Raw genomic sequence first — 18,618 nt, forward strand, 5'->3', positions numbered from 1 at the left:
CCGGAGGGCCTACCTCCATCACCAGTGCAGCATCACGTCGGAAGTTTCCGTCTCTACACCGGAACCTCCCTCAGTGTTCGTGGCGCACAGTCGTCGGCGTATCGCACCAGCCGGAAGTTCGGCAGCCCCTTGCGTCGCCGGGCCTGCCGGCGTGCTCCGGGGCTCATCTCGGTGTCCCAGATCCGCGAGAAGTGCCGGTCCAGGACGGAGAGATAGATGTTGGCCAGCAGAGGAGAGGCGACTCCTCCTTGCGGAGTGCCCGTGAGGGTCTCCGCGAGTCCACCGTGCAGCTCGACAACGCCGGCCCGCAGAAACGCGCTGACCAGCCGCAGGACCTTGCGGTCCTTGACGCGCTCGGCCACCAGGTCCATCAGGACGTGATGGTCGACGTTGTCGAAGCAAGCCTTGATGTCGCCCTCGATGACCCAGTCGTAGGTCGACGGCTTGCGGGTGAAGTGGTGGATCTCGGCGATGGCGTCCTGGGCCCGTCGACCAGGCCGATACCCGTACGAAGACGGGTAGAAATCGGCCTCGAAGATCGGCTCCAGGACCAGCTTGAGGGCCATCTGCGCGACCCGGTCGCGCAGGGTCGGGATCCCCAGATAACGGACCTTGCCGTTCTTCTTGGGAATCACCGCCTGCTTGACCGGCAACGCGGTGAACGACCCGTCCCTGAGCGAGGACCGCAGGTCCTCCAAGAACGGGACCACTCCCTGACGCTCCTCGACGTAGTAGCGGGTGACCGCGTCCACGCCTGCTGTCCTGGCACCCCGGTTGCCGGACACCCGCTCCCAGGCCACCAACAGCGTGGCCCGGTCGCAGATCAAGTTGAATACATCGTCGAACCGGCGGACCGGTTCATTCCTTGCCCATCGGTGCAGCTTGAGCTGATGATCGAGTACCCGCCGCTCGGCCGCGAAAATGCTCGGCCAAGGTGTCGACGGCGCGTCGTTGTTCAACAACGGTCCTCCCCGACAGCAGCCCTGCTGCCATCACGCTGTCGCCCTTCCCCATGTGACCGGCTTTCCCGGCCTCCGAGTACTACGGCGACTCCGCCACGATCTGGCGCCATCAGCGGGCGTCGCGCCTGCCCGCCGCCCGGCTGGAGGCCGGACGGGAAGGGCGATGCCAGATCGCTTCCCACGTTCACTGAGGATCTCTGTGACGGCTTCGGTGCCCAGCTATACCCCGGCAGCATCGCCACGGACCGCACATCGCAGTCTTGGTCCGGGCCTCCCAACGCCCATGGGATAGAGGCGAGAGGAGAGGAGAGGCCATCGGATAGAGCACTCCCCAGCACTGCAAAGCGGCCCATCCACCAGGTTCGGCAGGCCGCTGACGACTCACGGGACGTCAACCACTGGTTCAGTTTCCTTACACCCATTCCGTCTTCGCTTGCGGGCACGAACCGTCTGGTGGTGTCGGTCCGCCCCTACGTTGTCGAGGCTGCTTCCGGCCTCACCCCCAACCCGGGGGTCAGCCTGCCTCCAGCTTCAACCGGTCCCTGCGAGGACCAGCGGCGGGCCTCTCATCCCGCGAGATCCATCAGCGCCTCGTGGCGCACAACCGAGTTCGTCCAGCCGCGCGCGGGCGGCGTCGACCGCGGGCGTGGTCACCCCGAACATGCTGGCGCCGACCAGCCGGCGCCCCTGCGACTGTGGGTCGGCAAGGCCCCGCTCGTGGTGGGCGGCCATGCCCGCGACCGCCGCCACCGCGTTCCCGAGGATCAGGGAAGAGACCGAGTTGATGCCCGCGACGTCCACCACGCTGTACATCATGGTGATGTCACTGCTGCCCACGTAGGGCGCGACGTCCCCGCCCGCCATGGTGGAGACCAGCAGCTTGGGCACACCGACGGGCAGTGCCCGCATCGCCCGGGCCGCGATGAACGAGCCCCCGCTGCCGGCCACCGCCAGCACCGCGTGCAGCCGGCCCTCCCGGTGCAGGTCGCCGACGACCCGCTCGACGCCCTCGGCCATCGCCGCCACCGCCGCACCGCGGTCACCGCCGGCGCGCAGCGCCGCCAGGTCGTGCCCGGCCGCCCGGGCGACGGCCTCTGCGCCGATGTCACCGGCGGGCGTACCGGCCGGCGGCGGCAGCACACCGGCGTCGACGACCACCACCTCGCAGCCGGCCTCGCGCAACCGCCCGGCGAGCCACGCGTACTCCGCGCCCTTGGTGTCCAGTGTCCCGACCAGCACGACGGTCGCCATGTCCCTGCTCCTTTGAACGGACGATGCCCCGATCATCGGGCCGGGCCCGGAGGGCGGCAAAGACCACTTGGGGCCAAGTGGCCTGCGCCGTCGGACGGTGTCCGGCCCGGCCCCGCAGCGCCCGGCCCGGCCCGGCTCCGCCGCAGCTGCGGGGCATGATGGGTGGCATGGACCGGATTCCCCCCACCCGCCTGTCGCGCCTGCTCACCGGCTGGGCCGGCGGCGGTTCGGACGCGCTGCCGCGACTGCTGGCGGACGCCCTGCGCGAGCTGGCCGAGCGCGGCGACGTCGGGCCCGGCACCGTACTGCCCTCCCAGCGCGCCCTCGCCACCGCGCTGGGCGTCAGCCGCTCCACGGTCACCGCCGCGTACGGACTGCTGGAGGCCGAGGGGCGGCTGGAGAGCCGGCACGGCAGCGGCTCCCGGCTGCGCGCCTCCGGGGCGGTCGGCGAGCCCGCCAGCGAGGGGCGGCTCGCCAGCTTCGGCAGCCGGGACGGCACCCTCGACCTCTCCAGCGGCGCGCTGGACGGCCTGCCCGCCGTCGCGGACGCCCTGGACGCGCTGTCCGGCCGCGACCTCACCGCCGCGCTCGCCGACGACGGCTACCTCCCCTACGGGCTGCCGCAGTTGCGCGAACAGCTCGCCGAGTACCACCGCGCGGCCGGCCTGCCGACCTCACCGGAGCAGATCCTGGTCACCGCCGGATCCCAGCAGGCCCTCTGGCTGATCACCCAGGGGCTGGTCGAGCCCGGCGACACCGTGGTCGTCGAGGACCCGACCTACCGCGGCGCCCTCGAAGCGCTGCGCGCCCGGGGCGCCCGCCTGGTCCCGCTGCCCCCGCACGGCGCGCCCGGCCCGCAGGGCGACGGCCCCGCCGCCCTGGCCCGGCTGGCCGGCCACATCCGCCCGCGCCTGGTCTACCTGCAGCCGTCCGTCCACAACCCCACCGGCCTCGGCATGAGCGCGCGGACCCGCCGGGCCTGGGCCACCGTCCTCGCCGAACACGGCCTCTACACCGTCGAGGACAACGCCTACGCGGAGCTGTCCCTGCGCGACGACAGCGCACCGGTCCCGCTCGCCGCCCAGTTGCCGACCGCCGCCACCGCGACCATCGGCACCCTCTCGAAGCTGTTCTGGGGCGGCCTCCGGCTCGGCTGGATCCGCGCCTCCACCACCGTCATCCACCGCCTGGCCGAGATCCGGAAGTCCGTCGACCTCTCCTGCCCGGTGGTGGAGCAGTTGCTCGCCGTCCGGCTGCTCCAAGGGCTGCCCGAGGCCCGCGCCCGGCGCCGCGCCCAACTGCGCGAACGCCTCGCCGCGACCGAGCGGCTGCTCACCGCCGAGGCACCGCACTGGCGCTGGGAACACCCCGCCGGGGGCTCCGCCCTCTGGGTCGAACTCCCCGGAGCCGACGCCGAGGCCACCGCCCAACTCGCCCGCCGCGCAGGCGTCCTGATCGTCCCCGGCCCCGCCTTCTCGGCCGTCGACGGCTTCCGCCACCACCTCCGGCTCCCCTTCGCCGACCAGCACGGCAACCTGGCCGCCGCCCTCCCCGTCCTCCTCCGCAGCGCGGAGCGCTCCGGCTCCGCGCGCTGACCCGCCGACGCCGACCCGCCACGCCCTGGCCGCCCGGGCGGCCGGGCAGCCGGGCAGCCGGGCAGCCGGGCAGCCGGGCAGCCGGTCAGCGTCGGCGCGGATCGGCCCCCGTCCCGCTCACCGGGCCCGGGACCTCCGGTGCGGCGGCCCAGGCGAGGAGCAGCCGCAGAGCGTCGTCGGACGGGGTTCCCGGCTCGGCGGCGTAGGTGATCAGGGCCTGGTCCGGGTCGTCGGCCGGGCGCAGCGTGTCGTAGACCAGGTCCAGCTCGCCGACCAGCGGGTGCCGGAAGCGCTTGCGGCCCGAGGTCTTGTCCTGCACCGGATGCTCCGCCCACCAGCGGCGGAAGTCCGCGCTGCGCATGGACAGTTCGCCGATCAGCTCGGCCAGCCGGGGGTCGTCGGGGCGGCGGCCGGCCTCCAGGTGGAGGAAGGCGACGTTCTCGCGGGCGCAGGCCGTCCAGTCCGCGTACAGCTCCCGCGAGGCCGGGTCCAGGAAGGTGATCCGGGGGATGTTCCGCTCGGCCGGGGCGAGCGCGCCGTAGTCCCCGAACAGGGAGACGGCGGCCTGGTTCCACGCCAGGACGTCCATCCGGCGGCCCATCACCATGGCCGGCACGTCGGACAGCTCGGCCAGCAGCCGCGCCAGCATCGGCCGGACCCGCTGCGGGGCGGACGGCGTACGGCCCGCCCGGCGGGCGGGCCGGGGGCGGGCGAGCCGGTGCAGATGGCGGGCCTCGTCCGGTTCGAGGAGCAGCGCGCGGGCCAGCGCGTCGAGCACGGCGTCCGACGGGTTGCCCACCCGGCCCTGTTCCAGCCGGGTGTAGTAGTCGACGCTCACCCCGGCGAGCTGGGCGAGCTCCTCCCGGCGCAGTCCGGCCACCCGGCGGCGGCCGCCGAAGTCCGGCAGGGCGACGTCCTCGGGCCGGAGCCGGGCGCGGCGTGTCCGGAGGAACTCGCTCAGGCTGATCGCGGTACTCATACGACGATTGTCCCCGCCGGCCGCCGGTGCAGCCTGGCCCTGTCAGGACCAGGCTGCACCCCACGGCCCCGGCGGTCGGGCCGGTCGCCGGTCAGGCTGCCGGGACGGCCGTCACCAGGCCACCGTCCACCACGAAGTCCTGGGCGGTGATGTACGAGGAGCGCGGGGAGAGCAGGAACTCGGACGCGCTCAGCTGATGCCGTCAACAACGGGCTCCAGGGCGACCTCGAACGAGAAGGTCATCTCCAGGACCTCGTGAAACGCCGCCACCACGCTCCACCCCGCCTCCGACAGCGCGGCGGCGGCATCGACACAGGCCTGCTGTACGTCGGGAAGCCACCGCCAGTCCCCGTAGTACTCCAGCCCCAGGCCGTACTCGTCGCAGACGAGCGGCACAGGAACGCCGTCGACGACCTCGACGGACAACCACTCCCCCGCCAGCCAGTTGGTGATCCACTCACGGATCTTCCCGGCTTCGGCATCGCCCCGCGCGGCAGACGACGGGGCATCCACCAGAAAGGCGGCGAGGCTGGTGCGGCCATCGGCACCGGACGGGGTGTACCCGGAGAGCCCCGGCAGGGACAGCCATGGCAGTTCCCGCGCGACGAGGGTCCTGGCCGCCGCCAGTTGCTCAGGGGCCATCCTCAGGACCGCTTCCGACAGCAGACTCCGCGCCACCGGCCGCAGTGGGCCGGTCAGGTGCGCCCACAGGGCGACAGTACGGAAGGCGAAGATCGTGTGGACGCCCCGCCCGACGAGTGCGATCCTGGCGGCGTTCTCCAGGTAGAGCCGAGCCTGCTCGCTGCGGGCCGCGGCCTTCGCCAGGCTGCGCGACACGTTCCTGAAGGAGGACGTGAAGCCGGCTGGGCCGCCGATGAGTTCGGCTGCGTGTTGCGCCAGCAGATTGTGGTGACGGGGGTGCTGGCGGGCAAGGTCCTCGTCGAGGAGGTCCAGTGCGAGGCAGGCTCCCGGACGCAGGGCCATGGTCACCTGGTCGCGCGCGTCCAGCTCACGCAGGGCGGTGATGAGGTCGGCACGCAGGTGCTGCCGGTGGGTGAAGAGACCCGCTACGGCCAACAGCCAAGCGTCGCGCCAGGTTTGGTCCGTGGCGAGATCGCCGAGACGTGGGACGATCTCCGCGTCCGGACCGAAGAGGAGCGCGCGGGCAGCACAGTACTCCTGAAGGCTCGTGACCTCGAAGCCGACGACACCGGGCTGGGGGGCGACCAGCAGGACGAGCCGATCGGTGGCCGCCTCGATCAGCTCCGTCGCCAGCGACCGCGACCGGTCGGGATCGCAGGTCTCCTCCAGGAGTCGCCGCCGAACACGGACTTGCAGCTCCGCCTCCGGCAGCGTCAGCGACTCCCCGGGCTCCGTGACCGCCACCCTTGACTGCAGGACCAGACCGACGTGTTGGTGCAGCCAATCCACATGAAGTCTGTTCTCGGCGAGCAATCGACCGGTCGGCCCGGGTTTCCCGGCCTCCCGGTCGTAGATGGTCTGGTAGTAGGCGTCGAAGAGCTCGTAGCGGTTCTGGGGCATCCTGGCGCGTTTCTCGACCAGCAAGGACATGATCGTCACCTGGAGCGGCGACCGCATGAGCCGCACGGTGTCCTGATCGCTCGCGGCTGACTCGATGCGCTTCACCACAGTGTCGTACATGTCGGGATCATCGTGGTGACGCACCCGGGCGAGTCCGCCCGCGTAGTGCAGCGACTCCTCTCTCGTGAGTTCCCGTAGTTCAAGGGTCTCGAAGTCGCCCTGGTGGAACTCACCGTTGTACCCCTGCGGCCGCGTGGTTCCCACCACCAGGAGGTCCGCGTCCAAGGAGCAGGCCATGACGAGGAATTCGAGGACGCGGTCCATAACGGTCTCGCGCGTCCGCCGCGGCGCCACCTCGTCGAGACCGTCGAGAACCAGGATCCAGGGCACGGCGCGCAGCGAACGAACGAGTACCGCCTCCGTAACATCCGGTGAGTGCTGCTTCAACTGCCGTACCAGGAACTCCAGCAGACCGAGACGCGCATCGCGCAGCAGGGCCTCCGCGTAGTCGCGCAGAGCGATCCGCAACGGCCAGCGGCGGGTACGCGGCACGGGGAGGCCGATCCGTGCGAGGTCCTGGCGCAGGGACTGCAGCACTTCGCAGGCCGGCGCCGGCAGCAGGTCGTCGTCCCCGTCCAGGAGCGCGACCCGATAGGCCTGGCAGATCAACTGGCCCAGCGTGCTCTTGCCCTGGCCGGGGCCGCCGACCAGCAGGACATGCCGCGCCTCCCCGGTGGTCCGCACGGAGGGCCGCAGGGGCGCGTCGCCCCGCCCGATCACATGCCCGGCGGCCAGGACGGTCCGGTCGCCGTCGACGATGCCCACCCGGTCTGCCCGCAGATCGACCGCCACCGGGCCCAGGCCGATCTTGCCCCGGTCGGGCCCGGCTCCGGCCTGCCCCAGCTGCACCCATCGGTCGGCCACCAGTCCCGCAGCCACCTGAGCCCGCATCAGCTCAGTCAAATCTGATTCCCTGTCGACTTTCTGTCGATCCATCAGATGATGGGCGAGGACATCACCCGGGACGACGAATCCGCCCAAGCTCTGGCGGATTCCGGGATACATGTCGAGGAAACGGCAGATCTCGTCGTGGTGCCAGACCGCCCAGCCGGTCAGCCGGATGCCCCTCCGCGCGGCCTCCGTTCCGACGAAGCGGTCGATGCGGTCGATGCCGCCGCTGCCGGGCACCCCCGAGAGGAGGACGTTCGTGGCGAACAGGAGGTACTCCGGGAGCGCGCCCCGTGCGGACCCGGGCGCCGTCCAGTCGCGGAGCTCCTTGCGGATCTCGCCCTCCAGCCACGCCGCGTCCGAGGGCCTGCCGCCCGAACGCCCGCGGTACTTGGCCTGCACGACCCCGTAACCGTCCCAGGCGCCGCCGTGGGACGTGTACGCCACCGGGCCATGGAACGCGGCGTCCCGGCCGCCGTCCTTCCCGTCGCCGAACACCCTGACCCCGGGCCCGAGCACCTGCTTCGCGAGCGCCTGGACGAGGTGCTCGAACTCCCGGTGGCCCAGGCGGCCGAGATCGTGGTCCATCGCGCCATCGTTCCGGATCACCCGGCCGGATTCCACCGGTTCAAGGGAAGTCGGTTGCGGTGTGGGTGGATCGGTCCACGGTGGCCGGCCGCGGACGCCGGGTGGGAGTGCCGGCCGCCGCCCCGGCGCGGCGGCCCGGGCTCACCGACGGGCTCCCGAACGAATCGTGCCGGGCGGAAATGGACGGGCCGCCCGTGTGGTTGGGCCTGAGGCGAGACCGGATCACACCCATCTCCCGGAGGACGTCCCATGAAGATCGGCATCATCGGCGCGGGCAACATCGGTGGCAACCTCACCCGGCGGCTGAGCGCCCTCGGGCACGAGGTCTCGGTGGCCAACTCGCGCGGGCCGCAGACCCTGGCCGCGCTCGTCGAGGAGACCGGCGCGACGGCGGTCACCGCGGCCGAGGCGGCGCGCGGCGCCCAGGTCGTGGTGGTCACCGTGCCCCTGAAGAACGTGCCCGACCTGCCGTCCGGGCTGTTCGACGAGGCCGCGGAGCACGTCGCCGTGATCGACACCGGCAACTACTACCCGCAGCAGCGCGACGGCCGGATCGCCGCCATCGAGGAGGGCCTGACCGAGAGCCGCTGGACGGAGCGGCAGATCGGCCACGCCGTCGTCAAGGCCTTCAACGGCACCTACGCCCAGGACATCCTCGACCGGCCCCGCCCCCAGGGCGACCCGGAACGCATCGCGCTGCCGGTGGCCGGCGACGACGAGGCCGCCAAGCGGGTGGTCCGCGCGCTGATCGACGAGCTCGGCTTCGACACCGTGGACGCGGGCGGCATCGACGAGTCCTGGCGCCAGCAGCCCGACACGCCCGTCTACGGCCTGCGTGCCGACGTCGGGGGCGTCACCAAGGCCCTGGCCGAGGCGTCCCCGGAGCGGCCGGCGGCGTTCCGGGGGTAGCCCGGCGGGAGCGACGGATCCGGCCGGGCCCGCGCGCCGGTCAGCGGCCGACCTCACGGGCCCGGAAGTCCTCCACCGTCTCCCGGCGGATGAGCAGCCTGGCCCGGCCGTCACGGACGGCGGCCACGGCCGGGCGGCCGACCAGGTTGTAGCCGGAGGCCATGGAGAGCTGGTAGGCGCCGGCGGCCGGGACGGCCAGCAGGTCGCCGGCCCGCAGGTCGGCGGGGAGCCCGGCGTCGCGGACCAGTACGTCACCGGCCTCGCAGTGCCGGCCGACCACGTCCATCCGGGTCGGCTCGGCGGCGGAGCGGCACCCGACCAGCCGGACGGTGTACGGCGCGCCGTACAGGGCGGGCCGCGGATTGTCGCTCATCCCGCCGTCGACGGCGGCGAAGTACCGGCCGTCGGCTGTGTGCTTCACCGAGAGCACCCGGTAGACGGCGACCGCCGCCGGGCCGGCGACGGCCCGGCCCGGCTCGACCACCAGGCGCGGCACGGCGAGACCGGCCCGGGCGCAGCGGGCGGAGAGCCGGTCGGTCACCCGGGCCGCGAAGTCCGCCAGGTCGAGTTCGCGGTCCTCCGGCAGGTAACGGATGCCGTGGCCGCCGCCGAGGTCCAGCTCGGGCAGCTCGACACCGTGCCGCTCACGGACCTCGGCCAGCAGCCGCACCAGGGCGTCCACGGCGGTGAGGTACGGCTCGACCTCGGTGATCTGGGAGCCCAGGTGACAGTGGAGGCCGGCGAGTTCGAGCCCGGGCTGGGCCAGCACGCGGGCGATCGCGTCGGCCGCGTCGCCGCCGTCGACCGGGAAGCCGAACTTCTGGCCGCCGACGCCCGTACGGACCGCCGCGTGGTGCCCGGCCGCGATGCCCGGCACGACCCGGACCAGCACCCGCTGGGGCGTGTCCCCGGCGACCAGGGCCGCCAGCCGCGCGATCTCCGCCGGGCCGTCGATGACGATCCGGCCGACCCGCATCCGGCGGGCCAGCCGCAGCTCCTCCGGGGACTTGGCGTTGCCGTGCAGCACGATCCGCTGCGCCGGGAACCCGGCCGCGGTGGCCAGCCACAGTTCACCCGACGAGCAGACGTCCAGGCCGAGGCCCTCCTCGGCCACCCAGTCGGCCATCGCGCTGCAGAGGAACGCCTTGGCGGCGTAGAGCACGTCGGCGTGCGGCAGGGCCCGCCGGTAGGCCCGGGCGCGGGCCCGTACCTCGCCCTCGTCCAGCACGTACAGCGGGGTGCCGAAGCGTTCGGCGGCCTCCGCGAGGCCGACGCCGCCGACCAGCACTTCCCCGTCGGAGCCGTCCCGTGCCGAGGCCGGCCAGGGGCCGCCGAGCAGACCGGTGGAGCCGCCGGGGAGGCCGGGGCCGTCCGGTCGGGAGGCGACGGGTACGGGAGCGGGTACGGGCACCAGGGCGGAGGCGGCGGTCGGGGTCGAAGCCGGGGTCGAAACAGTGGCCGGAACGGCGGTCGGGCGGGCGGAAAGCTGCGGCATGGCGGGTGCTCCTGCTGGGAACGGAAGGGGCGGTCGCGGAACCGGACGGCACCGGCCGCCCCACACGGCGGGGACGGGAAGGACGCGGTCAGTCCTCGTACCGCATCGCGATCCGGCAGTGTGCCGCCCTGGTCCGGCGCCGGTCGGCCTCGGACCAGGCCGGGGCCGGGCTCGGCTCGGCCGGCTCGTCCGGCTCCTCCGACCGCCCGGCGAAGGCGGCCACCGGCATCCGGCGGCGCGGCGGGACGGTCTCCCGCACGGTCCGGAGCTGCGGCTTCTCGACGGCGACGACGACCTGGGTGTCACTCATGGCGAACGGTTCCTTCCACGGGGGCGCGGACCCGGTCCCGGACCCGCGGTTCCAGTGGAGACCCTGCGCACACCAACCGCACCCGGCCTTGACGCGTGACCTACGCGCCGGCGGCCGTCCTTGACGGATTCCTGACACGGCGGCGGCTTTCCCGGCCCGGACCGGCCCGAGCGGGTGGTGCGCGATGCTCTCCGGTGTCAGCGCCCCGTCAGGGCCCGGTCCGTGGGGATCAAGAACGTGTCAGGGCCTGGCGCGGCCCCCGGCCGGGCGGGCATACGGTCGTCGTGCGATCCACGGTGGCGGGCGGAGCCCGCCCGCCGCGGCCCGCCCGCAGTATCTCGCCCAGACCGCCCCTTCCGACCGGAGGCCGCCATGTACCGCCAGCTCCCCGACGATCCCGAACCCTCCCGACCCGGCCCGGCCGGACGGCTCCTGGTCCCCGTCCGGCCGGGTCGGCTCGGCCACACCGCCCGGCTCTTCCGCACGCCGCTCGGTGATCGCACCGCCGTCGCCTTCACCACCGAGCAACGGCTCACCGCCGTCCTCGGTCCCGACCAGCCCTGGATCGCGCTCGCCGAGCCCGCCCTGCGCGCCCTCGCCGAACCGCTGGGCGTCACCATCCTGACCGTCGACCCCCAACTGGCCGCCGCCGCCCCGAAACCGGTGCCGCTGCCGTACGCCGCGCCCGTCGCCGACGAGCGCCCCACGCCCTCCACGCCCGCACCGGCCGCCACGCGCCGCGCCGCCCACCCGGTCTGAGTCCACCCGGCGCGGTCCCCGGGGAGCCGCCCGGCCCGGAGCCCGCCCACCGGGGTGCCCTCAAGGACGGCGCCGGTCCTGCCGCCCCTCGGCATCAAGGCCATCGACCTGCCGGCCCGGTTCGCACCCGGGCCGGACACGCCGGGCCCGCGTCCACGCCGAACCCCTGTCAACGGCCCGTCAAGAACCCGGTGCCCGGCGTCATGGTGCCGTCAGCGGCGGCGCCCGCGCGCCCGGCCCCGGGTTCACTGGAGTCACCGGAAGCACCGGACATACCGGACCATCGAGACGGAGGCGAGCGGCCATGGCCGACCCCACCCGAGTGATCGTCGGACTGAACGGGTCGCTGAGCAGCCTCGCAGCCCTGTACCGCGCGGTCGGCGAGGCGGCCAGGCGCGGGGCCGCCCTCGTCCCGGTCGCCGCCTGGACGCCGGCCGACGGCGGCGGTCTGCGGCCGCTCTCCGAGCTGGAACACCCGGCCCGCAGGCGCCTGGACACCGCCTTCGAGCAGACCTTCGGCGGCTACCCGGCCGACCTGGTGATCCGCCCGCTGGTGGTCCGGGGCGACGCGGGCCCGGCCCTGGTGGCGGCCGTCACCGGCCCGGACGACCTGCTCGTGGTCGGCACCGGCGGCCACGGCCGGCTCGACCGTCTGCTGCACGGCTCGGTCACCCGCCACTGCCGCGGCCACGCGGCCTGCCGGGTCGTCGCGGTCCCACCGTCGGAGCTGCTGGAGCGGCTGGAGTTCACCGCCCGCAGCGGCGCCCCGCTCCCCCTCGCCGCCGGCCACCGGCCGGCCAGGACCGCCGCGCCCGCCGCCGCCACCGGCTGAGTGCCGGGCCCGCCGGCCCGGGGCGGGCCGGGCTCACCGGCCGGCGCCGACCGGTTCGGGCCGCCCGTCGCCCAGCATGACCACGGCGTCGGCGTGCCGCCGGACGAGGGGCAGGTCGTGGCTGATCAGCGCGAGGGTGAGGCCGCGGTCGGCACGCAGGCGGCCGAGGAGGGCCATGATGCCCTCCGCGGTGGCCTCGTCGAGGGCGGAGGTGACCTCGTCGCAGAGCAGGACGTCGGGCTCGGCGGCGAGGGCGCGGGCGATCGCGACGCGCTGGCGCTGGCCGCCGGAGAGCTCGTGCGGGTGACGGGCGGCCAGCTCGGCGGGGAGGTCGACGGCGGCGAGGAGTTCGGCGACCCGGTCCGCACACTGCTCGTGCGGGGTGGCGTGGTGCAGACGCAGCGGGCGGGTGAGGGTGGCGCCGACGGTGCGGGCCGGGTTGAGGGCGCCGAGCGGGTTCTGCGGCACCAGCTGGATCCGGCGGCGCTGGTCGCGGGTGCGGGTGTGGTGGGAGCCGGACAGCGGGGCGCGGTCGAGGGTGAGGGTGCCCGCGGTGGGCGGGTGCAGGCCGGCGAGGACGCGGACCAGGGTGGTCTTCCCGGCGCCGGAGGGCCCGGTGATGCCGGTGCAGGTACCCGGCGCGAGGTGAAGGTCGAGGCCGGCCAGGATCCGGCGGCGCCCGCGGCCGTCGCCGACATGGGCGTCGATCCGGTGGGCGCCGAGACCACGGTCCGGGCCTGCACCGTTCGAACCCGCGCCGACCGGAACCGCGCCGACCGGAACCGCGGCCCCAGGGCCAGGCTTGACGGTCCCGCCGACGACCGACAGCACGGGGGCCCGGCCCGCCGGACGGAGGACGAGGACCTCGTCGGCGCAGCGGGCCACGAAGGCGGCGTCGTGGCTGGAGAGGGCGACCGCGATGCCGTGGCGGCGGGCGAGTTCGCGCAGCAGGTCGGCGATCTCGTCGCGCAGGGCCGGGTCGAGGCCCGCGGTGGGCTCGTCCAGGAGCAGGAGTTCGGGTCGGCGGGCGAGCGCGCGGGCGAGGGCGACGCGGCGCTGCTGTCCGCCGGAGAGGGCGGTGGGGCGGCGGCGTTCGAGCTGCTGGTTGGTGGGCAGCCGGACCTGGGTGAGCAGTTCGCGCAGCGCCTCGGCGCTGCGGTCGACGGCGGTCTCGGTGATCAGACGGGCCACGCGCATCCGGGGGTTGAGCCCGGAGCCCGGGTCCTGCCCGAGGTAGGCGAGGCGGTGGCGGCGCAGCCGGCGCAACTCCTCGGCCGGGAGGGCGAGGATGTCGTGGCCGAGGACGGTGAGCGTGCCGCCGGGCGGGGCGGCGCCGGGTGGCAGAGCGCCGGCCAGGGCCCGGAGCAGGGTGGTCTTGCCGGCGCCGGAGGGCCCGGTGACGGCGTGGACGCGGCCGGGGCCGAGGGTGAGGCTGGTGGGGGCGAGCAGCGGGGTGCCGTCGTCGAGGGCGATGGACAGTGCGGCGACCCGGGCGGTGACCCGGTCCGTGGGGTCGGTCGCGGTCACAGGGCGGTCTCCGGGGTGGTCCGGGCGGGGGCGAGGGCGTCGGCCGCGAGGTTGACGCTGACGGCGAGCAGGCCGATGGCGAGGCAGGGGGCGCCGACGGCCCAGGGGTTGAGCATGATGCCGGGGGCGTTCTCACGGATCATCAGCGCCCAGTCGGCTTCGGGTGGCTGGGGGCCGAGCTGGAGGAAGGCGGCGACCGAGACCACGTAGACGCCCTCGACGAAGCGCAGGCCGAACAGGGCGAGGACGGTCGCGCGCAGGTTGGGCAGCACCTCGCGGACCATCAGGTACCAGAGGCGTTCGCCCCCGACGGCGGCCGCCTCGACATAGCCGCTGGCGGCGACGGGCGCGGCCGCGGCGGCCACCACCCGCACCGCGTAGGGGATGCCGAGGACGGTGGCCGCGGCGGCGACGGGAAGGCGCCCGCCGGCCGGCCAGGCGAGGCCGATGAGCATGATGCCGAGGACGGCGGGCAGCAGGATGGCGAGGTCGGCGGCGCGCTCCACCCACCGGCCGAGCCGGGGGCGCAGGACGGCCAGGATGCCGATCACCGTGGCGGCGCCGGTGACCAGGACGGCGACGGCGAGCGCGGTGGCGATCAGCGGCGCGCCGCCGTGCAGCAGCCGGCTGAGGACGTCCCGGCCGAGCTGGTCGCCGCCGAGCGCGGCGGCGCCGTCGGGGGCGGCATAGGGGGCGGTCACCGGCTCGTCGACGCGGTGCGGGGCCCACAGCGGGCCGGTGAGCGCCAGGGCGGTCAGCAGCAGGGCGGGCAGCGCCCTGACCAGGGCGTGCGAGCGCCGGCCGCGGCGCTTCGGGGCCGGCGGGGCCCCGGGGGCCCGCACGGTCTTCGGGGCCCGACGGATCCGACGGGGCCGGAGGGGTGACGAGGTCTCGACGGTCATGGGCGCTCTCGCAGGACGCGCTCGCGGACGAGGTCGGCGAGCAGCAGCAGGATGCTGATGGCGGCTCCGGTCGCCGCGACGACTCCGGCGACGAGGGGGGTGTCACGGTCGGCGATGGCACCGGACAGGACGGCGCCGATGCCGGGGTAGTTGAAGAGCGTCTCGACGACGACCGCGCCGCCGAGCAGCATCCCGGCGGAGGTCGCGGTGCTCACCGCGATGGCGGGCAGGGCGCCGGGCAGCATGTGGTGGGTGAGGATCCGGTGGCGCGGCAGGCCGTCGAGGACGGCCGCCCGGACGTGGGGCAGGGCGGCCTGGTCGGCGAGGGCGCCCCGGACGATCCTGGTGTTCCAGCCGATCTGCGGGACGGCCAGGGCCAGCGCGGGCAGCAGCAGCATGTCCCAGGAGGCGGGCGTGCCGTCGGCGCCGGTGAGGGTGACGGCGGGCAGCCAGCCCGTCCAGAGCGAGAAGACCAGCAGCAGGGCGACGGAGAGGACGAACTCGGGCAGCGCGAAGGCGGCCGTCGAGAGGACGGCGATGGTCCGGTCGGTCCGGCCGCCGGGGCGCAGGGCGGCCCAGCTGCCGAGGGCGAGGGCGCCGAGGATGCTGGCGGTCAGGGCGAGGGTGCCGAGCAGCAGGGTGTTGGGGAACGGGCCGGCCAGGACGGAGGTGACGGGCTGTCCGTGGGCGGTGGTGCCGAGGTCGCCGGCGGGCAGGCCGGTCATCCAGTCCCAGAACCGTTCGACGACCGGCCGGTCGAGGCCCAGGGCGGCGCGGCGGGCGGCCATGTCGGCGGCGGTCTCACCGCGTTCGGAGGTGGCGTTGGCCGCGTCCCCCGGCAGGAGTTCGATCGCGGCGAAGACCGCGGCCAGCAGCACCGTGAGCATGGCGAGCCGCCGGGCGGCGAGCCAGGCGGCCCGGCCCAGCCCGGGCAGCGGCCCGGCGGCCCGGGGCGGTGCCGGGGGCGCGGCGGCGCCCCCGGCGGTCGGGGCCGGGGTCAACGGGCCAGCCAGGTCTTCTCGAGCTGGACGCGTCCGTAGCCGGGGAGCCTGGGCAGGTCGCGCACGGCGGAGCCGGCCAGGTCGATGCCGTCCGCCATGCCCCAGAGCAGGTAGCCGGACCTGGCGTACTCGATCTCCTGGAGCTGGTGCAGCAGCGTGGTCCGGGCGGCCTCGTCGGCGGTGGCCATGGCGGTGCGGTAGGCCTCGTCGAAGGAGGGCTCCTGCCAGCCGGCCTCGTTCTGGCCGGCGTCGGAGAGCATCGTCTTCGAGGCGAAGAAGACGACCGAGTCGTTGGTGCCCCAGTAGCTCGTGTAGAGGGGGGCCTTGAGCCAGGTGGCGTCCCAGAAGACCTTGGAGTCCTGCTTGACCACGTTGATCCTCACCCCGGCCTCGCGGACCTGGGTGGCGAAGAGCGTCGCGGACTCGGCGAGGCCGGCGATGTCCTCGGTGGTGATGAGGTCGTACGTCCTGGTGGTGTCGAAGCCGGCCTCGGCGAGCAGCTGCCTGGCCCGGTCGAGGTCCCGCTTGCGCTGGGGGATGTCCTTGGCGTAGGCCGGGTCGCCGGTGCCCAGGATGTCGTTGCCGACGGTGCCGTAGCCGGAGAGCACCTGCTTGACCATGGCGTCGCGGTCCACCGAGAGCCGCAGGGCCTCGCGGACCTTCGCGTCGGCGAACGGCCCGTCGGCGGCGCGCATCACGATGGGCATCGCCATGTCGTTGGGCCGGCGCAGGATCTGGATGTCCTTGCGGGTCTCGGCGGTGCGGGCCGCGACGGCGCCGACGTTGGACGCGACGTCGATCTGGCCGGCGAGCAGGGCGTTGGCCATCGCCTGCGGGCTCTCGAAGATCCGTACCTCGACGGCGTCGAGCAGGACCTTGCCGCCGTACCAGTTGTCGTTGCGCACCAGGCGGGCGTTGCCGTCTCGGTACCAGTCGAGGGTGAACGGTCCGGTGCCGGGGGCGCCGGCGAGCGCGTCGTCCTTGGTGTCCTTCTTCAGGACGAAGGTGGTCAGCCGGGTGAGCAGCGGCAGGTCGGCGTTGGCGTAGTCGGAGACCAGGACGACGGTCCGGGCGTCCTCGGCCCGGATGCCCTCGGGCTGGATGCCGGGCAGGCGGCTCTTGCCGGAGGGGGTGGCGCGCAGGCGCTTGAGCGACCAGACGACGTCCTCGGCGGTGACCGGGGTGCCGTCGTGGAACGTGGCGCCGTCGGCGAGGGTGAAGCGCCAGGTCCTGAGGTCCTCGGACGGCTTCCAGGAGGCGGCCAGCCGGGCGGCGGTGTTGGTCTTGTCGCCGGGGACGGTCAGGGTGTCATAGAGCAGACTGATGATCAGGTAGTCGCTCTCGTTGGCCTGGGTGCCGTGCGGGTCGCGGGTGATCGCGGAGGCACGGCCGAGCGCACCGACCTTCAGGGTGCCGCCGGTGCGGGGCTGCTCGTTCGCGGAGCCGGACGCCACACCCGCCGCGGACCCGGACCCGCCCTTGCTGCCGGCGCAGGCGGCGAGCGCCCCGGCCGCGCCGATACCGGCGGTGGCCCACAGCAGCTCTCGTCTGGTGACGCTCACGTCGTTGTTCCTCGTTTCCGGGTCAAGCAGGATTTTCTTAGGGTTGCCTATCCTAAAAACTGCCCATCGCGCAACCCGGCATCGAACAATTGACGCAAGGGCAACCCCCGCGCCGACGGCAGGTCAACTCACCCCACCGCGCGAAGCCGCAGCACCCAAGGGGCCCTTCGTGCACCCCCTCGCCCGATCAGGCCCTGCGGAACTGCGCCAGAGTTTCAAGTAAGGATTGCCTTACCTAAGATCGGTTGCTACGTTTCGGTCGTCGCCCGGCCGCCGTCGCCGCGCCGGGCCGAGTCCCCGGCTCCCGCCGCCCCCGGGCCGCACCGAGCCGTACCCGAGCCACGCTCCCCGCCCTGCCCGAGCCATGCCCCGCGCCGTACCCGAGCCGGCCCCGCCCCGCCGCCTGCCCGCGCCATGGAAGGTGCCCCCGTGTCCACCACCCCCGCCCCGGTACGCCCACTCGACGCCGCCCACGTCGACGAACTCACCGCCGCCGCGGCCGAACTGCTGACCCGCCACGGCTCCGCCACCAGCCCCGGCCTGCTCGCCGCACTCCCCACGGCCGGCGCCCGGCTCGGCGCCGGACTCCGCCACGCGCTGCGCCCGGTGGACACCGACGACGGCCTCTTCGTCCTGCGCGGTCTACGGGTCGACGACGACCGGCTGGGCCCGACGCCCGGTCACTGGTCCACCGTCGGCGGCGCCGGCGCGGTCTGGGACGTCGTCCTGCTGCTCGTCTCCACGCTGATGGGCACCCCGATCGCCTGGGACGGCCAGCAGGACGGCCGGTTCGTGCACGACATCCTCCCCTCGCCCGGGCACGAGAACGAGCAGACCGGCGCCTCCAGCAGCGTCCTGCTCACCCCGCACACCGAGGACGCCTTCCACCCCGGCCGCGCCCACCTGCTGCTGCTGTGCTGCCTGCGCAACCACGACCGCGTCGCCACCACCGCGGCCAGCGTCCGCCGGACCGCACTCGCCGAGGCGGACCTCGACCGGCTGAAGCGGCCCGTGGCGCCGATCCTGCCCGACGACGCCTACAGCGGGGCCCAGCGGTTCGCCGGCCGCCCCGCGCCGGTGCCCACCCTCTTCGACTCCCCCGAGGGCCTGACCCTGCGCTTCGACCCCGCCTACACCCCGCTCGACACCGCCGACCGGCCCTGGCGGGCCGCGTACGGGCGGCTGGCGGAGGAACTGGCCCGGGTCTCGGTCGCGGTGCGCCTCGAACCCGGTGACGTGCTGGTCGTCGACAACGACATCGTCGTCCACGGCAGGGTCCCCTTCCGGGCCCGCTACGACGGCACCGACCGGTGGCTCAAGCGCGCCTCGGTCCGGGTCGAGGGCCGCCCCACCCGGCCGCTCGCCGAGCACGACGAACACGGCTACGGCCAGGCCGCCGTCACCGCCTGGGCCGTCTGAACCCTCCGCCCCGCCTCCGCCATCGAAGGGACCCCCC

Annotated in this window: 15 protein-coding genes; 5 read left to right on the top strand and 10 right to left on the bottom strand. The window is 74.3% G+C overall.

Annotated elements, in window-relative coordinates; all coding sequences use genetic code 11:
• Nucleotides 1-53: 53 nt before the first annotated feature.
• The gene (locus ACIQIB_RS31765; RefSeq protein ID WP_400762195.1) at nucleotides 54-959 is read right to left on the bottom strand and encodes a reverse transcriptase domain-containing protein; all 906 of its coding nucleotides are present in this window, start codon (nucleotides 957-959) and stop codon (nucleotides 54-56) included.
• Nucleotides 960-1,493: 534 nt separating this feature from the next.
• Nucleotides 1,494-2,213, bottom strand: coding sequence for a Tm-1-like ATP-binding domain-containing protein (locus tag ACIQIB_RS31770; RefSeq protein ID WP_400762197.1), 720 nt, complete (start codon nucleotides 2,211-2,213; stop codon nucleotides 1,494-1,496).
• Nucleotides 2,214-2,380: 167 nt separating this feature from the next.
• On the opposite strand from ACIQIB_RS31770, the gene ACIQIB_RS31775 reads away from it, so the two are divergent.
• Entirely contained in the window at nucleotides 2,381-3,808 is a 1,428-nt protein-coding gene (locus ACIQIB_RS31775) for a PLP-dependent aminotransferase family protein (RefSeq protein WP_400762199.1), read from the top strand.
• A gap of 85 nt (nucleotides 3,809-3,893) precedes the next feature.
• Here ACIQIB_RS31775 and ACIQIB_RS31780 read toward each other — a convergent pair whose 3' ends face one another.
• Both ACIQIB_RS31780 and ACIQIB_RS31785 read right to left on the bottom strand, forming a co-directional pair.
• Nucleotides 3,894-4,787: a helix-turn-helix domain-containing protein gene (locus tag ACIQIB_RS31780; protein ID WP_400762200.1), complete on the bottom strand. Its 894-nt coding sequence runs from the start codon at nucleotides 4,785-4,787 to the stop codon at nucleotides 3,894-3,896.
• A 189-nt stretch (nucleotides 4,788-4,976) separates the two neighbouring features.
• Entirely contained in the window at nucleotides 4,977-7,865 is a 2,889-nt protein-coding gene (locus ACIQIB_RS31785; RefSeq protein WP_400762202.1) for an NACHT domain-containing protein, read from the bottom strand.
• 249 nt (nucleotides 7,866-8,114) lie between these two features.
• On the opposite strand from ACIQIB_RS31785, the gene ACIQIB_RS31790 reads away from it, so the two are divergent.
• Nucleotides 8,115-8,774, top strand: coding sequence for an NAD(P)-binding domain-containing protein (locus ACIQIB_RS31790; RefSeq protein ID WP_363605117.1), 660 nt, complete (start codon nucleotides 8,115-8,117; stop codon nucleotides 8,772-8,774).
• Nucleotides 8,775-8,814: 40 nt separating this feature from the next.
• Here ACIQIB_RS31790 and lysA read toward each other — a convergent pair whose 3' ends face one another.
• Both lysA and ACIQIB_RS31800 read right to left on the bottom strand, forming a co-directional pair.
• Nucleotides 8,815-10,269 carry a diaminopimelate decarboxylase gene (gene lysA, locus ACIQIB_RS31795; RefSeq protein WP_400762204.1) on the bottom strand — a complete coding sequence of 485 codons (1,455 nt, stop codon included), beginning with the start codon at nucleotides 10,267-10,269 and terminating at the stop codon, nucleotides 8,815-8,817.
• An 88-nt stretch (nucleotides 10,270-10,357) separates the two neighbouring features.
• The gene (locus ACIQIB_RS31800) at nucleotides 10,358-10,579 is read right to left on the bottom strand and encodes a hypothetical protein (RefSeq protein WP_363605119.1); all 222 of its coding nucleotides are present in this window, start codon (nucleotides 10,577-10,579) and stop codon (nucleotides 10,358-10,360) included.
• Nucleotides 10,580-10,951: 372 nt separating this feature from the next.
• On the opposite strand from ACIQIB_RS31800, the gene ACIQIB_RS31805 reads away from it, so the two are divergent.
• Nucleotides 10,952-11,338, top strand: coding sequence for an SAV_915 family protein (locus ACIQIB_RS31805; RefSeq protein ID WP_363605120.1), 387 nt, complete (start codon nucleotides 10,952-10,954; stop codon nucleotides 11,336-11,338).
• Between the two features lie 304 nt (nucleotides 11,339-11,642).
• On the top strand, nucleotides 11,643-12,170 hold the full coding sequence (locus ACIQIB_RS31810; RefSeq protein ID WP_400762206.1) for a universal stress protein: 528 nt from the start codon (nucleotides 11,643-11,645) through the stop codon (nucleotides 12,168-12,170).
• A 33-nt stretch (nucleotides 12,171-12,203) separates the two neighbouring features.
• On the opposite strand, the gene ACIQIB_RS31815 is transcribed toward ACIQIB_RS31810, so the two are convergent.
• The 4 genes from ACIQIB_RS31815 to ACIQIB_RS31830 are packed head-to-tail and all read right to left on the bottom strand — an operon-like array spanning nucleotide 12,204 to nucleotide 17,162.
• Nucleotides 12,204-13,697 (bottom strand): ABC transporter ATP-binding protein, encoded by a 1,494-nt coding sequence (locus tag ACIQIB_RS31815; RefSeq protein ID WP_400762208.1) that lies wholly within the window; start codon nucleotides 13,695-13,697, stop codon nucleotides 12,204-12,206.
• Nucleotides 13,694-14,599, bottom strand: coding sequence for an ABC transporter permease subunit (locus tag ACIQIB_RS31820; protein ID WP_363605123.1), 906 nt, complete (start codon nucleotides 14,597-14,599; stop codon nucleotides 13,694-13,696). The genes ACIQIB_RS31815 and ACIQIB_RS31820 overlap by 4 nt, the downstream gene beginning before the upstream one ends.
• A complete protein-coding gene (locus tag ACIQIB_RS31825; RefSeq protein WP_400762246.1) occupies nucleotides 14,596-15,612 on the bottom strand; it encodes an ABC transporter permease in 1,017 nt (338 codons plus the stop codon). Before ACIQIB_RS31825 ends, ACIQIB_RS31820 begins: the two co-directional genes overlap by 4 nt.
• Nucleotides 15,597-17,162 (bottom strand): ABC transporter substrate-binding protein, encoded by a 1,566-nt coding sequence (locus tag ACIQIB_RS31830; RefSeq protein ID WP_400762209.1) that lies wholly within the window; start codon nucleotides 17,160-17,162, stop codon nucleotides 15,597-15,599. The genes ACIQIB_RS31825 and ACIQIB_RS31830 overlap by 16 nt, the downstream gene beginning before the upstream one ends.
• A gap of 429 nt (nucleotides 17,163-17,591) precedes the next feature.
• Here ACIQIB_RS31830 and ACIQIB_RS31835 point away from each other — a divergent pair, with 429 nt between their 5' ends.
• Nucleotides 17,592-18,581: a TauD/TfdA family dioxygenase gene (locus ACIQIB_RS31835; RefSeq protein WP_400762211.1), complete on the top strand. Its 990-nt coding sequence runs from the start codon at nucleotides 17,592-17,594 to the stop codon at nucleotides 18,579-18,581.
• Nucleotides 18,582-18,618: the final 37 nt, after the last annotated feature.

It is taken from the genome of Kitasatospora sp. NPDC092286 (genome assembly GCF_044755565.1).
Taxonomy (GTDB): Bacteria; Actinomycetota; Actinomycetes; order Streptomycetales; family Streptomycetaceae; genus Kitasatospora.

Coding starts and splice junctions, on each gene's coding strand:
- ACIQIB_RS31770 (WP_400762197.1), bottom strand. CDS start 2,213: ATGGCGACCGTCGTGCTGGTCGGGACACTGGACACCAAGGGCGCGGAG.
- ACIQIB_RS31775 (WP_400762199.1), top strand. CDS start 2,381: ATGGACCGGATTCCCCCCACCCGCCTGTCGCGCCTGCTCACCGGCTGG.
- ACIQIB_RS31780 (WP_400762200.1), bottom strand. CDS start 4,787: ATGAGTACCGCGATCAGCCTGAGCGAGTTCCTCCGGACACGCCGCGCC.
- ACIQIB_RS31785 (WP_400762202.1), bottom strand. CDS start 7,865: ATGGACCACGATCTCGGCCGCCTGGGCCACCGGGAGTTCGAGCACCTC.
- ACIQIB_RS31790 (WP_363605117.1), top strand. CDS start 8,115: ATGAAGATCGGCATCATCGGCGCGGGCAACATCGGTGGCAACCTCACC.
- lysA (WP_400762204.1), bottom strand. CDS start 10,269: ATGCCGCAGCTTTCCGCCCGCCCGACCGCCGTTCCGGCCACTGTTTCG.
- ACIQIB_RS31800 (WP_363605119.1), bottom strand. CDS start 10,579: ATGAGTGACACCCAGGTCGTCGTCGCCGTCGAGAAGCCGCAGCTCCGG.
- ACIQIB_RS31805 (WP_363605120.1), top strand. CDS start 10,952: ATGTACCGCCAGCTCCCCGACGATCCCGAACCCTCCCGACCCGGCCCG.
- ACIQIB_RS31810 (WP_400762206.1), top strand. CDS start 11,643: ATGGCCGACCCCACCCGAGTGATCGTCGGACTGAACGGGTCGCTGAGC.
- ACIQIB_RS31820 (WP_363605123.1), bottom strand. CDS start 14,599: ATGACCGTCGAGACCTCGTCACCCCTCCGGCCCCGTCGGATCCGTCGG.